At 35.7% G+C, this 15137-nt stretch carries 18 protein-coding genes; 16 read left to right on the forward strand and 2 right to left on the reverse strand.

Annotated features, from left to right (window positions below):
* Nucleotides 1-20: 20 nt before the first annotated feature.
* The 5 genes from BZK14_RS04940 to BZK14_RS04960 all read left to right on the forward strand — a co-directional run bounded on the left by BZK14_RS04940 (nucleotide 21) and on the right by BZK14_RS04960 (nucleotide 3885).
* A complete protein-coding gene (locus BZK14_RS04940; RefSeq protein WP_077925456.1) occupies nucleotides 21-1040 on the forward strand; it encodes an ABC transporter permease subunit in 1020 nt (339 codons plus the stop codon).
* A 9-nt stretch (nucleotides 1041-1049) separates the two neighbouring features.
* On the forward strand, nucleotides 1050-1853 hold the full coding sequence (locus BZK14_RS04945) for an ABC transporter permease (RefSeq protein WP_077925457.1): 804 nt from the start codon (nucleotides 1050-1052) through the stop codon (nucleotides 1851-1853).
* 75 nt (nucleotides 1854-1928) lie between these two features.
* On the forward strand, nucleotides 1929-2957 hold the full coding sequence (locus BZK14_RS04950; RefSeq protein WP_077925458.1) for a hypothetical protein: 1029 nt from the start codon (nucleotides 1929-1931) through the stop codon (nucleotides 2955-2957).
* Nucleotides 2958-3045: 88 nt separating this feature from the next.
* Nucleotides 3046-3336, forward strand: a complete 291-nt coding sequence (locus BZK14_RS04955; RefSeq protein ID WP_077925459.1) for a ComEA family DNA-binding protein — start codon at nucleotides 3046-3048, stop codon at nucleotides 3334-3336.
* A 15-nt stretch (nucleotides 3337-3351) separates the two neighbouring features.
* Nucleotides 3352-3885, forward strand: a complete 534-nt coding sequence (locus BZK14_RS04960; RefSeq protein ID WP_077925474.1) for a GspH/FimT family pseudopilin — start codon at nucleotides 3352-3354, stop codon at nucleotides 3883-3885.
* Here the strand turns inward: BZK14_RS04960 and BZK14_RS04965 are convergent.
* A complete protein-coding gene (locus BZK14_RS04965) occupies nucleotides 3882-4955 on the reverse strand; it encodes an AI-2E family transporter (RefSeq protein ID WP_077925460.1) in 1074 nt (357 codons plus the stop codon). The genes BZK14_RS04960 and BZK14_RS04965 overlap by 4 nt on opposite strands.
* Nucleotides 4956-5417: 462 nt before the next feature.
* Between BZK14_RS04965 and BZK14_RS04975 the strand changes: the two genes are divergently transcribed.
* The 11 genes from BZK14_RS04975 (at nucleotide 5418) to BZK14_RS05025 (ending at nucleotide 13473) form a co-directional block, all read left to right on the forward strand.
* Complete coding sequence (locus tag BZK14_RS04975) at nucleotides 5418-5681, forward strand: rhodanese-like domain-containing protein (RefSeq protein ID WP_077925462.1); 264 nt, start codon at nucleotides 5418-5420, stop codon at nucleotides 5679-5681.
* Between the two features lie 39 nt (nucleotides 5682-5720).
* Entirely contained in the window at nucleotides 5721-6161 is a 441-nt protein-coding gene (locus BZK14_RS04980; RefSeq protein WP_077925463.1) for a lipoprotein, read from the forward strand.
* A gap of 1 nt (nucleotide 6162) precedes the next feature.
* Nucleotides 6163-6795 (forward strand): RnfABCDGE type electron transport complex subunit B, encoded by a 633-nt coding sequence (locus BZK14_RS04985; protein WP_077925464.1) that lies wholly within the window; start codon nucleotides 6163-6165, stop codon nucleotides 6793-6795.
* Nucleotides 6796-6821: 26 nt separating this feature from the next.
* Complete coding sequence (gene nth / locus BZK14_RS04990; protein ID WP_077925475.1) at nucleotides 6822-7454, forward strand: endonuclease III; 633 nt, start codon at nucleotides 6822-6824, stop codon at nucleotides 7452-7454.
* Nucleotides 7451-8104 (forward strand): lipoyl(octanoyl) transferase LipB, encoded by a 654-nt coding sequence (lipB, locus tag BZK14_RS04995; RefSeq protein ID WP_077925465.1) that lies wholly within the window; start codon nucleotides 7451-7453, stop codon nucleotides 8102-8104. Before nth ends, lipB begins: the two co-directional genes overlap by 4 nt.
* Nucleotides 8091-9047: a lipoyl synthase gene (lipA, locus tag BZK14_RS05000; protein ID WP_077925466.1), complete on the forward strand. Its 957-nt coding sequence runs from the start codon at nucleotides 8091-8093 to the stop codon at nucleotides 9045-9047. Before lipB ends, lipA begins: the two co-directional genes overlap by 14 nt.
* Before the next feature lie 14 nt (nucleotides 9048-9061).
* Nucleotides 9062-10090: a cation diffusion facilitator family transporter gene (locus BZK14_RS05005; RefSeq protein ID WP_077925467.1), complete on the forward strand. Its 1029-nt coding sequence runs from the start codon at nucleotides 9062-9064 to the stop codon at nucleotides 10088-10090.
* Entirely contained in the window at nucleotides 10053-10850 is a 798-nt protein-coding gene (locus BZK14_RS05010; protein WP_077925468.1) for a TatD family hydrolase, read from the forward strand. The genes BZK14_RS05005 and BZK14_RS05010 overlap by 38 nt, the downstream gene beginning before the upstream one ends.
* On the forward strand, nucleotides 10847-11905 hold the full coding sequence (locus tag BZK14_RS05015; protein ID WP_077925469.1) for an NAD(P)H-dependent flavin oxidoreductase: 1059 nt from the start codon (nucleotides 10847-10849) through the stop codon (nucleotides 11903-11905). The genes BZK14_RS05010 and BZK14_RS05015 overlap by 4 nt, the downstream gene beginning before the upstream one ends.
* Nucleotides 11896-12660, forward strand: a complete 765-nt coding sequence (locus BZK14_RS05020) for an alpha/beta fold hydrolase (RefSeq protein WP_077925470.1) — start codon at nucleotides 11896-11898, stop codon at nucleotides 12658-12660. The genes BZK14_RS05015 and BZK14_RS05020 overlap by 10 nt, the downstream gene beginning before the upstream one ends.
* A gap of 105 nt (nucleotides 12661-12765) precedes the next feature.
* Nucleotides 12766-13473 (forward strand): Bax inhibitor-1 family protein, encoded by a 708-nt coding sequence (locus BZK14_RS05025; RefSeq protein WP_077925471.1) that lies wholly within the window; start codon nucleotides 12766-12768, stop codon nucleotides 13471-13473.
* A 71-nt stretch (nucleotides 13474-13544) separates the two neighbouring features.
* Here the strand turns inward: BZK14_RS05025 and BZK14_RS05030 are convergent.
* Nucleotides 13545-15137 (reverse strand): nitrilase-related carbon-nitrogen hydrolase (locus BZK14_RS05030; RefSeq protein ID WP_077925472.1); only part of this gene is annotated, 1593 nt, incomplete at its 5' end.

Below are 15137 nucleotides of genomic sequence, written 5' to 3' on the forward strand. Positions count from 1 at the left end.
AATAACTTAAGGAGGTTATTATGAAATACCCACAACAACAGTTGGGGACAATGAGTGGTCGTGCGGCAGAATTGATGTCACGCTTAAACTTTATCCACCGCAATTTAATGCGTTTTTGGCTCTATCGTAAATTTTTAGGTATTTTCAATAGCGCTAAAGTCATCATTGGCGTACCTTACCTATGGCTATTCTGCTTTTTTATTGTTCCCTTTTTGATTATTCTGCGCATTAGCTTTACCGAAGCCGAAATTGCATCTCCCCCCTACTCTTCTGTTTTAACATGGGTGGAAGATGGCATTTTAGAGATTAAGCTCAATTTTCAGAACTATATCACATTATGGCAAGATGATATTTATATCTCTGCTTATTTAAGCAGTATCAAAATTGCCATGATTTCTACTTTATTAACCTTTGTTATCGGCTTTCCAATTGCTTTAGCATTATCTAGACTACCAAAAAGATGGAGGCTATTCGGTTTAATGATGGTCATTTTACCTTTTTGGACCTCATTTTTAATCCGCATTTATGCTTGGATGACAATTTTATCCCCCTCAGGCGTTTTGAATAATTTCATCAATTTCATTGGGCAAGGCATTGGCCTAATTGACCCCTCATCTCCTGTTCAACTGCAATTATTAGGTACGGAATTTGCAGTTTATATTGGCATCATCTACTGCTATCTACCTTTTATGATTCTACCTATTTATGCAACGCTAGATAAAATGGATCATACCTTGGTGGAAGCTGCGATGGATTTAGGATGCCCGCCCATTAAAACCTTTTGGGTCATTACCGCAAGAATCTCTTTACCTGGAATTTTAGCAGGCTGCTTCTTGGTTTTCATTCCAGCCATGGGTGAATTTGTAATTCCTGATTTATTAGGTGGCTCTGATGTATTGATGATTGGCAAAGTACTTTATGATACATACTTACAAGGCATGGATTTACCATTAGTTTCAGCCATATCTGTTTCACTATTATTAATTGTAATCATTCCCATCTATCTTTTCCAACGCATTCAACAGAAGCAATTTGAATAAGGAACTGACATGAAACAGACATTAACACGTTTTAACAAAATCTCATTAGTGATCGGCTTTGCCTTTCTCTATATTCCTATCTTTATTCTCATTGTTTATAGCTTCAATGAGTCCAAGCTCGTCACAGTTTGGGGTGGTTTCTCTCTTAAATGGTACCCTGAACTTTTTAAAACAAAGGGCTTATGGGATGCTGCTAAAATTACATTATGGTTAGCGGTCTTAACTTCAACATTTGCAGTTATCTTAGGCACAATGACTGCATTTGCACTAGTAAAATTCAAAAGATTCCGTGGTCGAGTGCTCTTTTCAGGGATCACCTATGCACCAATGGTAATGCCAGAAATTATCATGGGCACATCCTTAGCTTTAACCTTTTTGGCATTAAATTTCAGCAAAGGCTTTTTAACTATCTTGCTTGCTCACATTACATTTACGATGTGCTATGTCACTGTTGTAATCCAATCTCGTCTAATAGGATTTGATCGTCACATCGAGGAAGCTGCAATGGACTTAGGTGCTGATCGTTTCAAAACATTCATCTACATTACATTACCCATGATCATGCCCGCTATAGTATCTGGCTGGCTATTATCCTTCACATTATCTTTAGATGATTTAATCATTGCTACTTTTACAACAGGCCCAGGCGCAACAACATTACCTATATGGATCTACTCTAAAGCTAGATTAGGTATCAGCCCCAATATTAATGCGTTATCCACTATCATTATTGGCGTTGTTGCAAGTATTGTTTTCTTAATTACGTTGTATTCACACCACAAAGAAAAGGTTGATCAACGCAATGAGGAATAAGCTATAAAAACCCCAAAATTTCACATATACTGTGTAGCATCTATGACACATCTAAATTTGAACTAGGTATTGAACATGAAAAGATTTCTATTAACTGTTGTATTAGGACTATTTGTAAACCAAACTTTGACTTGGGCAGATACTCTTGAGGAACAGCAAGAAGAGTTCCGAAAAGTTCTAACCATGCGATTTAAATACGAAAACCTTAAATCTATTCGAGACAATTATGAAAAAGAGCTCAATGTATTAGAGGCGCAGTATGAACGCAATAAACAAATTGAAGATTTCCAGAAAAAACAGCGTCCAGATAATATACAAACAGCAGTATATACAAAACCCTTCGCTTTCACTTCTGCAACAGAATGGGATCAATTACTTAAAGGATATTCCGAATCACTGACAGTTACAAAAATTCCTCGTAAGAATTCTACTGATCTTATTTTTCATTTCCCCAATATTTCAAGTGCTACGCAATCAAAATTTGAAACATATAAAATACAAACGCCTACGTGGAAAGTTATTTCTGTACTGTTATCTTCAGGCAAATTAATTCCAGTAGACAAAACTATTTCACCTAAACTAGATGAACAATCCATCACTGTAGAAACTAATAATGCATCCATTCTCAAAATTAATTTAGTCATGAACTATCAATTGCCATCAGAGAAAAACGCTAAAACAATCCTGACACAAAATAACCCCAATGGTAATGATATGATGTTACTGCCATCTTTTGACAATGTTGCAACATTGCAATTAACTCAAGAAAAAGCAAATTCTATTATTCATATTGATGCCATTGATGTTCGTAATAATACATTGGCGACAAAAACCCCTGAAAAAATTACAAACACTAATGATCTCTCCACACAAGCTATCCGCATTGATATGCTTAAAGGGTTCATAAAAGCATTAGATGATAAAGAAATTAAAAATCAAAAAGATGCCATAGAATATTTGGTCAATAATTCAGAATCATATTTAATCTCATCTAATAGCACAATCAGACAACTGTCTAAATCTTTTACAGGTAAAATTGAGCAAGTGGTTGTTTATACAATTGATACCCCGATTGAGAAACACTACGAATTCTCCATCTATTAAAAACAATTTAATTTATTAATGTAAATTTACATAAATAAATGAAAGTGATAATAATATAACTCCCTATCAATACAAGGAGTTATATGTTATGAAAACCATTAAAATCATAACCACTATTTTTGCAGTTTGTGGTTTTCTTTCTGTTGCATCTGCCTTAAATATTAATACAGCGGATGCACCAACTTTAAGCGCTGAACTCAAAGGTATTGGTATCACAAAAGCTGAAGCAATTGTGAATTTCCGCACCGAACATGGCCCTTTTTCTGAACCAGAAGATTTAATTGCTGTTCCTGGCATTGGCCCTAAATTAGTAGAAACAATTCGTGATCATATTACCTTCGATGATCAAGAGAAAGAAGCAACAGAATCTACACAATAATTTTTATCAACGATCATGAAACAAAGAGGTATGACACTCATCGAACTCATGATCGTTTTATCCATTATTAGTATCAGTGCTTTACTCGCTATTCCCTCTTTTTCTGAACTCTTTCATCAATATTATTATAAGAATGCGGCACTGATATTGAATAAAGATATTAGATTTGCCAAAACTACCGCAAACCAGCGAAAAATGCGCGTTTCTATGTGTATATCAATAGATCATATTACTTGTTTGGACGAGCCATCCATGCAATGGCATCAAGGTTGGATTGTTTTTCTAGATCCTAACAATAATTTTACACCAACACCGAATAATATACTTCGTCAAAGACCATCACAACACCCATCTGTTTACATTTATAGCAGTTATAATATTCAAAATGGGGTGCAATTCAATATTGGTAAAAAAGCAGGCCGCAGTTTAGGCACAGGATTAGCCAATGGTTATTTTATGATTTGCGGACAAAATCGAAACGCCCAAAAACTGATTATCAATGTATATGGACGTTTACGTAAGGAGGAACTAATGCATTGTGAAAACTAGAATTTTTTACCCATATAAAAATCGCTAGAAGTATATGCCTCATAAGCTTCTCTTAATCCCACCATTAATACAGCACACACAGGTAAGGCTAATAAAATACCAAAGAAACCAAATAAAGTACCACCTGTCATTAGCGCAAATATTACAGATACTGGATGCATTCCCAATTTATCACCCACCAATTTAGGTGTCAAAACAAAGCTTTCCAACAACTGCCCAATGCCAAAAACAATACCAACCAACAGGCATAATTTATAGTCATGCGTTTGGAACCAAGCCATCGCTAAACCTGATACAATTCCAGTAGTTGCACCTAAATATGGAATAAAGCTGATGAGCCCTGCAATCATACCAATCAATAGGCCAAATTCTAATCCAACAACTGTCAACCCTAAGCTATAAACTACAGCTAATACAAACATAACAGATAATTGACCTCTCATAAAACTACCTAACATATCATTAGCATCTGTTAAAAAAGTAGTAATTTTGCCACGTGCTCCTAAAGGAATCAGCTTAATCAGCTTACCATTGATTAATTCCCAATCACGCATAAAATAGAATGTCAGCATTGGAATTAAAAATAAACTTGTTACAAATCCAATGATTGCAAGTGTTGAAGATGTTAATGACCCTATAATTTTCTTCAAAGTTTCACTAATGACACCACCATAATTACTCAATGCCTCTTGTACAGTTGCAAAGTTAAGTTTAACGAATTCAGGTGACAACTCTTTACCTAATGGCTTAAAAATAATTTCTTGTAACCAATTGACAATTAAAGGCAACTTATTCAATAGTAAAATGACTTGATTAATCAACATAGGTACGAAAATTAATAGTAACAATAAAAATATAATCACTAAGACACAAAAAACTAATGTGACAGCCCACATCCTAGAAATTTTTGGAAAACGATGCTGTACCTTAGCAACTATAGGATTACCTATATATGCCAAGCCAAAAGCAATCAAGAATGGTGTTAATACAGATCGCAAAAGAAAAACCAGCCAACAGAAAAAAATCACACCCAACCATGTGATAATTTGTCGGTTCGTTAATAAACTCATAGCATACCTATCATAATAATTTAGTCATCGTGAGATTTTACATCAAAAGTATGTCAATGATTCGTTTTTAAAGTACAATAAGCCACTTATATTTTTCGATAGGAATTTTTTGATAGTGTACAAATTGTCAAAAAACATAATAATCTTATTATGTAGTATCACAGTATTGATATTCTCCGCATCTGCTCAAAGTAACCATTCAGAAGCTTTAACGATTGATACTAATGAGCAATCGACCATTGGTCTTTGGGTTAAAGATGGAGCTGCAATTAAAGAGTATCCTGTGTGTTATCAACTTTGGAAATGTGAGAGTGGGCGTCCTACTATGGGAGAAGCAATTACCTTACCTAAGGGCGAATGGGGACTTTGTGAAAATTATACAGATAAATCCTCAGATAATTTCTGTACCCAATGCAACGCACCTCCTCCTATTGAAGTTTGTGAATAGTAAAAGTGTAAATTATGTTCTATTTAATTGATGTACGAACCACAGAAGAATTTAATATGGGGCATTTAGATAATGCAATTCATATAGATTATCGAGAAATTCTTCAAGAAATTGATAATATCACCACTGATAAAGAGGCTGATATTTATTTATATTGCCGTTCTGGCGTACGTTCTGCAATTGCAGCCCAGTTACTACATAGTAGAGGCTACTACAAAGCAGAAAATATTGGTGGTTATGAAGCGCTCAAAGCTCATGTCGAATCACACAATCCATAATTTTATTCTCTTCGTATTTCATATATTGTAAGGCTATCTATGAAAAAAATTTTTCTAACATTATCTTTGATTGCTACTTTAGCAGCATGTACAACAACCACTCAAACAACTAACCATGATGCTACAAATTCAACAGCGTCATCTACACAATTTAGTGATCAATGGGTTTCACAATTAAAAACACATAAAACTGCATTAAGAAGCTGTATCGTATCTAATAAAGATATTCAAGCCATTCTATACATGGATCCTCAACCTAACGCAACTGTCTTTACCGTCAGTACCAAATCTGGCACAGTGTTAGATTGCTCAGTCAATCCAACCACCAACAATGTTATCAATATTGCACCACGCACAGCTAACTTACCGATCAATATCAATAAATTCTACCCTGTCGGAAAACGTTTACCTGATGTGTGCAAAGGGAAAGTTTCAATGCGTGATGAAGAAGATCGTTTAATGGGAATTGTTTGTTACTAGTATGACTTTAGTAGAAAAAATTGATCAGCTCCTCCCACAAACTCAGTGTGAACAATGTGGATTTAGGGGATGCTTACCCTATGCAGAATCATTAAGCAAAGGCGAATCGAATATTAATCGCTGCCCTCCTGGCGGTATACCTGTGATGAAATCACTAGCGAGATTATTAAATCAACCAGAAACGCCTATTGATCCTGAATGTGGCACGACGCTACCGCTACATACTGTTTATATCGATGAAACTTTATGCATAGGGTGTACGAAGTGTATTCAGGCTTGCCCTATTGATGCCATTGTGGGCACTAAGAAAAAAATGCATACTGTCATTCAGTCAGAATGCACAGGTTGTGATTTATGCATTCCACCTTGCCCTTTAGATTGCATCTATATCAAACCTAGTGAGGAAGCATTTGTTCCTGAAGTAGGCTTATCTGATATGCAAAAAATTCGTGCAAATAAATCACGTGCCCGATATCAAGCAAGGCAAAAGCGCAGTGAAAATCGTACAACTATCACAAAGACATTACCACCACAAGAGAAAATTTTGGCGAGCCGTTCAAGTGATGCAGATATGCTATCATTGATCGCAATGGCAAAAGCAAAGACACAAGCAAAGCACCAAGAGAGAGAATAATCATGGCAAAGTTGTATCAACGTAAAATGAATAAAGAGGAGATCCTTTCCTTTTTCACTAAATTACGCGATGACAACCCTACTCCGACAACCGAGTTAATTTATTCGTCACCTTTTGAATTATTAGTCGCGGTCTTACTGTCAGCCCAAGCAACAGATAAAGGTGTCAATAAAGCAACCATTCCAATGTTTAAAGTTGCAAATACTCCTGAGGCAATTGCTGCATTAGGTATTGAAGGCATTAAAGATTACATTAAAACGATTGGATTATTTAATACTAAAGCAGAAAACTTATATAAAACATGTGTCATTCTACGTGATAAATTTTCAAGTATTGTGCCTGATAACCGTAAAGATTTAGAATCATTACCAGGTGTTGGCAGAAAAACAGCTAATGTTATTCTCAATACTGCATTTAAACAGCCAACAATGGCAGTAGATACGCATATTTTTCGTGTAGGCAATCGTACAGGATTAGCACCGGGCAAAGATGTACTAGAAGTTGAACAAGAGTTACTCAAACGTATTCCCAAAGATTTTATGTTAGATGCTCACCATTGGTTAATTTTGTTGGGGCGTTATATTTGTGTGGCTAGGAAACCTAAATGCGCAGCATGTTTAGTATACAATGAATGCCACTTCAAGGAAAAAACCGCATGATCATTAAAGACCTAGGCTTAACCTTCTATGGTGAAGTTTACCAAGCAATGCAAGATTTCACTGACCAACGAGATTCTACAACGGAAGATGAATTTTGGGTAACTGAACACTATCCTGTTTTCACACAAGGATTAGCAGGAAAAGCAGAACATATTTTACAACTCAGCGATATTCCTATTATCCCCACAGATCGTGGCGGACAAGTAACCTATCACGGTCCTAAACAGTTAGTATTTTATCCTCTATTAAACATAAAAAAAGAACATATATCACCAAGGCCTTTAGTTTCTCTATTAGAAAAAACTACAATACGAGTATTGACAGACTGTGATATAGATAGCTACGCAAAACCTGATGCCCCTGGTATTTATGTACATCATGAGGGTGAGGAGAAAAAAATTTCTTCTTTAGGGCTAAGAATTAGAAAAGGCTGTTGCTATCATGGATTGGCATTAAATGTAGATATGGATTTACAACCTTTTTCTTATATTAATCCTTGTGGTTATCAAGGATTAAAAATGATCAACATTAGCGATTTACACAAAAATTTTGATATTAACATGCTAAAATCCAAGTTTATTGAATATTTTGTTGCTAGCTTCAATGAGCTTGTTGAACAATCACCAAGGAGAAAACATGCAAGCGAATAAACCTGTACAAGGCGAAAAATTAAGGGGTGCTGATAAGGTTGCTCGTATTCCAGTTAAAATTGAACCAACCACACCTGAAACACGTTTAAAAAAACCAACGTGGATTCGCGCCACTTACTCTGGTGGAAAACGTGTCATGGAACTCAAAGAGATTCTACGTGGTGCAAAGCTTGCAACAGTTTGTGAAGAGGCTGCCTGCCCGAACTTAGGTGAATGTTTCGGAAAAGGCACTGCAACATTTATGATTATGGGCGCTATTTGTACGCGTCGTTGCCCTTTCTGTGATGTTGGCCATGGCCGCCCTAATCCTTTAGATCAAGAAGAACCTAAAAATCTAGCTGAAACAGTGGCTGCAATGAGCCTACGTTATGTAGTTATTACCTCAGTGGATCGTGATGATCTACGTGATGGCGGCGCACAACATTTTTCTGATTGTATTACAGAATCTCGCGCAATGAATCCAAATCTCAAAATAGAAATTCTTACACCTGATTTCCGAGGCAGAATGGATGTTGCTATTGAAATTTTAGCCAAAAACCCACCTGATGTTTTTAATCATAACTTAGAAACCGCACCTCGCTTATACAAAGCAGCTCGTCCTGGCGCTGATTATCAATATTCTTTAGATTTGCTGAAAAACTTCAAAGAAAAATGCCCTAATGTACCGACTAAATCAGGATTAATGGTTGGTTTAGGTGAAACTGATGAAGAAATTTTAGATGTAATGCGTGACTTACGTGCACATAATGTTGACATGCTCACCATCGGACAATACTTACAACCGAGCCCCCATCACCTACCTGTGTTGCGCTATGTCACACCTGAAACATTTGCAATGTACAAAGAAGAAGGTCTAAAAATGGGCTTTAAAGAAGTTGCATCGGGCCCTATGGTTCGTTCTTCTTATCATGCTGATGTACAAGCATCATCACTTATTTCATAAGCAATGAATAATCAATGACTAATAAAGCCAAAGAGATCATCAAGCTACAGAAAATTGTATTTATAGTCAGTACAATTTTATTTATTATCAAAGTGTTTGCTTGGTGGCTCACTGGCTCTGTGGCAATTTTAACTGATGCTCTTGAAAGCATTATTAATGTTGTTGCTGGCGGATTTACACTATATAGCTTATATGTTTCATTTCTTCCAAAAGACCAAAATCATCCTTATGGACATGGTAAAATAGAGTTCATTGCAGCAGGTATTGAAGGTACACTGATTGCACTCGCTGGCATTTATATTTTCTATGAAGCCATTATGCAACTAATTGATAATAAACACACTATCCAGCAATTAGGCAGCGGTATTATATTAGTTGGACTCGCAGGAGCAATTAACTATATCTTAGGTTTTATCACTGTCAAAAAAGGTAAAGAACAAAAATCTTTACCATTAATTGCGGGCGGTAAACATTTAATGTCAGATAGTTACTCCTCCATAGCCTTAATTTTAGGTTTAGGCTTAGTGATGCTGACAGGATGGCTATGGCTAGACAGCGTCATTGCAATCTGTTTTAGCTTATTCATCTCCTATACAGGCTTTCATATTATTCGTGAAGCTGTAGCTGGCATTATGGATGAAGCAGATGAAGAACTCTTAAAAGAATATTTAGATGTGCTAAATCAACACCGTACTGAAAACTGGATTGATATCCATAATATTCGCTTCATCAAATATGGTAGTAATCTACATTTAGATTGCCACTTAACTGTACCTTGGTTTTTTAATACTCGCGAAGCTCACAAAGAATATGAAAAATTGCGTGAAATTACACACGAATATTTTGAACATCAAGTTGAACTTTTTGTCCACATTGATGATTGTGTACCTGAATCATGTGAGGTATGTTCACGTTTTGAGTGCCCATTAAGGCAAAGAAAATTCATTAAAAAAGTCATCTGGGATACGGAAAATACAACACAAATCCCAAGACATCGAATCGAAAATGTCCATCAACAACAGCAACAAAATACACCTATTTGATTCACATATTCATTTAGATGATCCTAGATTCACTGATGATTTATCACAGTTATTAACGGATGCACGTGGCCAAAATATCCATGATTGGATCATCCCTGCCACAACTGCGGAAACTTTCCAAAATATTCACCACATTACACAACAGCAACCACATTGTTATGCTGCCTATGGTCTTCATCCATATTTTATTGCTCAACATACAGATGAGTCACTATCTACCCTTCGATCAGCACTCATACAGTATCAACCGATTGCTATTGGTGAATGTGGTTTAGATGCTATGATTGAACAGCCAGAGCTGGATAAACAGATTTATTATTTTAAAGCCCAAATTCAGTTAGCCTTAGAGTTTGATTTACCTTTAATCATTCACACACGCAAGACCCTAGATCTCGTTTTAAAAGAAATTCGTAAACATCCAACATTACGAGGTGTATTACACAGCTTTTCAGGCAGTTTGCAACAAGCTAAAATAGCAATAGAACATAATTTTCTCTTAGGATTTGGCGGTACGATCACATTTACCAGAGCGCAAAAGTTAAGGCATATCATTACAGAACTCTCTCTCAATGACTTTATCATTGAAACAGATGCACCTTTTCAAAGAGGCGCCTATCGAGAAACAGGGATTAATTATCCTATAGATTTATTAGAAGTTGCCAAAACTATTGCTATTCTTCGTCAAGAACCATTAGAATTAATAGCAGATGCAACAACCAACAATACTCAAAAATTATTTAAGCTAAAGGATTTTAAATGATTATTCCTAAACACCTCTCCGAGTTACTCGGTATCGAATATCCTATCATTCAAGCTGCAATGGCTGGCGGATATGTCTCTGCTGAATTAACTGCTGCTGTTTCTAATGCAGGGGGTTTAGGCTCAATTGCCGCAGGTTATTTAAAACCAGAACAATTACAAACCCAAATTCATGATGTTAAAGCTTTGACGCATAAACCTTTCTTAGTCAATCTTTTTGTACCTCACCGAACCTACGTGAGTCGCGAACAAATGGATGAGTTTGTCATTAAAGCTTCAGATATGAATCCTGATATTAAAATTAATGAGGCAACGAATCTATACAATGAAAACCTTTGGGAGCTCAGCAGTATTGAATCGATGATAGATATTATCATTGCAGAGGAAGTTCCGATTGTCAGCTTTACGTTTGGTGTACCAAGTGATGATGTTATCCAACGCTTACATGAAAATAATATTTTGGTAATTGGCAACGCAACCCATTTATTAGAAGCTTATGTTTGGCAAGAAAAAGGCGCAGATGCGCTTATCTTACAAGGCAGTGAAGCTGGTGGTCATCGAGCGACATTCATTGGTGATCCTGTACAAGTTGCACAATCAGCCTTTACTTTATTGCAACAAGGATCGAGGGAATTAACGTTACCAATTATCTCAGCTGGCGGATACTTTGACTCAAAATCAATGGGTGCCGCATTTTGCCTAGGTGCATCCGCAGTTCTAGTAGGCACTGCTTTTTTAACAACACACGAAGCTAACACGACAGATAGCCATCGAAAAGCTTTGTTAAATAGTAATGAACTAGACAGTACATTGACGAAAAATTTAAGTGGTGCCTGGGCTCGCGCTATTCGCACAGAAGGTTTAAAACTATTAGAACAGAGTGATTTATCACTTTTGCCTTTCCCCGCTCATGGATTTTTTATCAAATCTTTAATTGCACAAAAAGAACCTGAGAAATATCGAGCATTATATGCTGGTGTCAACGCCCAATTTTGTGAAGAAATTTCTGCAACAACATTAATGAACCGATGGATCAATGAATTACAATGTCTATAAAGTATGATCATGTAAAGTCTCATGGCAATCCTCGTAATATTGCCTATTGCCATGAGATTCCTAACGGTGCAAAGCTTTCTATTTTATGGCTCAGTGGCTATTGTTCAGTTATGAATAGCACAAAAGCTAGTGCTATTTCTGAATGGGCTCAAAAAGAATCCATAGAAATGATACGTTTTGATTATTCAGGATTAGGTAAAAGTGAAGGAGAATTTGCAACAGCAAATCTTTCACAATGGCTTGATGAAGCATTATTGATTTATCAAAAAATTCAACATCGCCCAACGATCATCATCGGATCTTCTATGGGTGCTTGGTTAGCATTACGATTAACAGAAACATTACAACGCTCACATCAAACGCAACCAAAAGCATTATTACTATTAGCACCCGCTGTAGACTTTACACATGAAATCTTACTCAAAAAGTTACCAAAAGATTTATTGGGCCAATTAGAAAATCAAGGAGTCATAGCCATTCCTTCGCAATATGATGAGGAACCTTTAAAATTTTACCAACAATTTATTCAAGATGCTCAGCAACATAGATTATTGAACCACCCAAGCATAATTACAACACCCATAACTATCATTCATGGTGAACAAGATCATGATATCCCCATAATGTTAGGTATCAAAGTTGCTGCACATTTTAAAAACACACAACTCTTCACCATTAATGATGGCGAACATAGATTATCTCGAGCCCAAGATCTTCAATTTATTCTTAATACCTTAAAAAATTTAATATCATAAATAAAATTGTGAAATTTACAGTAATTTACTACGATATTCTATTGTTTAATTATAAAATTCGTTATAATCGTCTAAGTTAAATTTTTTGATACTTTGGGAGGTTTTATGAACTCATATTATGGCCAAGATAATAACTTGGTTCACACGCAAGAGAGTGCGTTAGCAGCGAATAAAATTATTCGTCAGGCTTATGCTTTAGTTGGCTTATCTCTCATTCCTACAGCTATTGGTGTTTGGGTCGGATTCATGATGAATGGGCTCCTAGTCAATATCATGCGCTCTAGTCCATTTATCTATTTCATCGGTGTTATGGCGGTATTCTATGGCTTGATTTTTATGATTGAAAAAAATCGTCGAAATAGTATGGGCATTGCTTTAATGTTTGTATTCACATTTGGCATGGGCTTTATGTTACAACCATTATTAGCAACTGTAGGATCAATGAGCAATGGCGTTAATTTAATCAGTACTGCTGTTTTTGGAACTGCTGCGATTTTTGTTGGCTTGGCATTAGTTGGTAACAACACAAGCAAAGACTACTCATTTCTAGGCCGTTATATTGGTATCTTATTTTTTGTATTAATGGTAACGATCATCTTAAACTATTTCTTCCTACAAATGCCGATGATCTCTTTGGTTGTCTCTTTTGCAGTGATAGCATTCTCATCTATGGCGATAGTTTACCGTATCAATATGGCTGCGCGTGGTGGTGAAGATAGTTATATTTCGCTAGCGTTAGATATCTATATCTCTTTATATAATATCTTCTCTAGTTTATTAAGAATCTTAGGCATCTTTGGTGGTGATGATTAATCACAACTAAAATTGGCTTGAAAACTATAAAACCAGCCTTGGGGCTGGTTTTTGCTTATTCAAAATCACATTTATAGATTAGTAATTTCAATATTATTCCAATCCACCAAAGGCGGAAATAGCCAGTCTTTTTGGAAAGAACGAAGAGATAATGTTGGGCAAAATCCTAATTTTACTCTATTAGGTTCTTCTTGATGCAACCTACGAATCACACTGATGACCAAATCCTTATCATAACCTCGATTAATAATTTGTTTAACTGACTGACTTCTCTCTATATACAATATTAGAATTTCATCAATGTCAGAAACTTTAGCGAGCTCTCCATTATTAAGAAAACTCTTTCTTACCATTAAATTATGCGAATATTCTAATTTTTCATAAGAAAAAATTTCTGCCTTTTTATATTTATTAATACATTCTGCTAATCCTATAACTTGCGCATAATAAACATCACTCAATGGCATAAATTCTGTAAATGCAAAACTAGATATATTCTCTTGCACTCCCATTGCCACTTCAGTTTTATGCCTACTATTCACTGGAAAAGCCTGTAAAAGTTTAGCAACTGAAATAAACATAGCTGCTTTAAAACGATCACAAGCTTCTTTCTTCCAAACATCATCCACTATATGACCACCTTGACCGATAAAGCCATGTACTAAATCATTCTCCAATTCCCAAACATATAATTTAGCCCCTAAATTATCCATAAAGGCTTTCACTTGAGATTGAATCTTTGGAGAATCAAAACGAGAACTGATATACAGGCCTGAAACATTATCCGCCCCCAAAGCTCTCATCGCGATATACAATATTACTTGGCAATTTAATGTACCATCCATCAATACCAACATTTTTTTTTCAGGCGTTTGTTCAATGAATGCTTTCATAACATATTTAATGGCCCAATATAACTCTTGCTTATAGGATTCTGGCTTTGGATAAATTGGATGATCATGATATTTTATCTGATTCATTGAAACAACAACAGAATCTTCTTCAAAAAACTTCAATAATACAGATGTTTTTCCCATTTCATTGGTAATGGATGAAGAACCTTCCAATAAAAAATCCCTTGTTACCCCCACGTGATTCACATACACAATGGGAGCATTTGTTGTTCTAGATAGTGAATGTAAACATTGTTCTCGTTCAATACTCAATTCTCGCGACCATGGAAATGCAGAACAACAGCAAAATAGGTCACAATCCACCATATCAACATCTAAAAATATTTCCTCAGATACTAAAATACCAATTCGTAAACCTTTAAAGTCAAATGTTGTTGATCCCTCACCTGATTTAAAATAACGATGTTCTGTACAAAATTTTTCTGAAGGAATGGTTGTTTTACGATGATTTCCAACAATTTTACCATCTGTCATAATTGCGATACTACTATAAAGCCCTGCATCTGTTTTCTCAGGATAACCTAATAATACAACTTCTTGAGGCTTAACATGCGCCGCTATTTGAGATAAAGCCCATTGACATGAATCTAAAAACTGATCTTTCAAAAAAAGATCATCAGCACCATAACCTGATACACATAACTCAGGAAAAATGATCAATTCCGCCCCATTTTGTTGTGCAACATGAATAGCATCTATGATGCGCTTTGTATTCGACTGAACATCACCGCCAATACTACTGACCTGCAT

Origin of the sequence: Wohlfahrtiimonas larvae (assembly GCF_002006755.1) — a bacterium.
In the GTDB taxonomy this organism is placed as follows: domain Bacteria; phylum Pseudomonadota; class Gammaproteobacteria; order Cardiobacteriales; family Wohlfahrtiimonadaceae; genus Wohlfahrtiimonas; species Wohlfahrtiimonas larvae.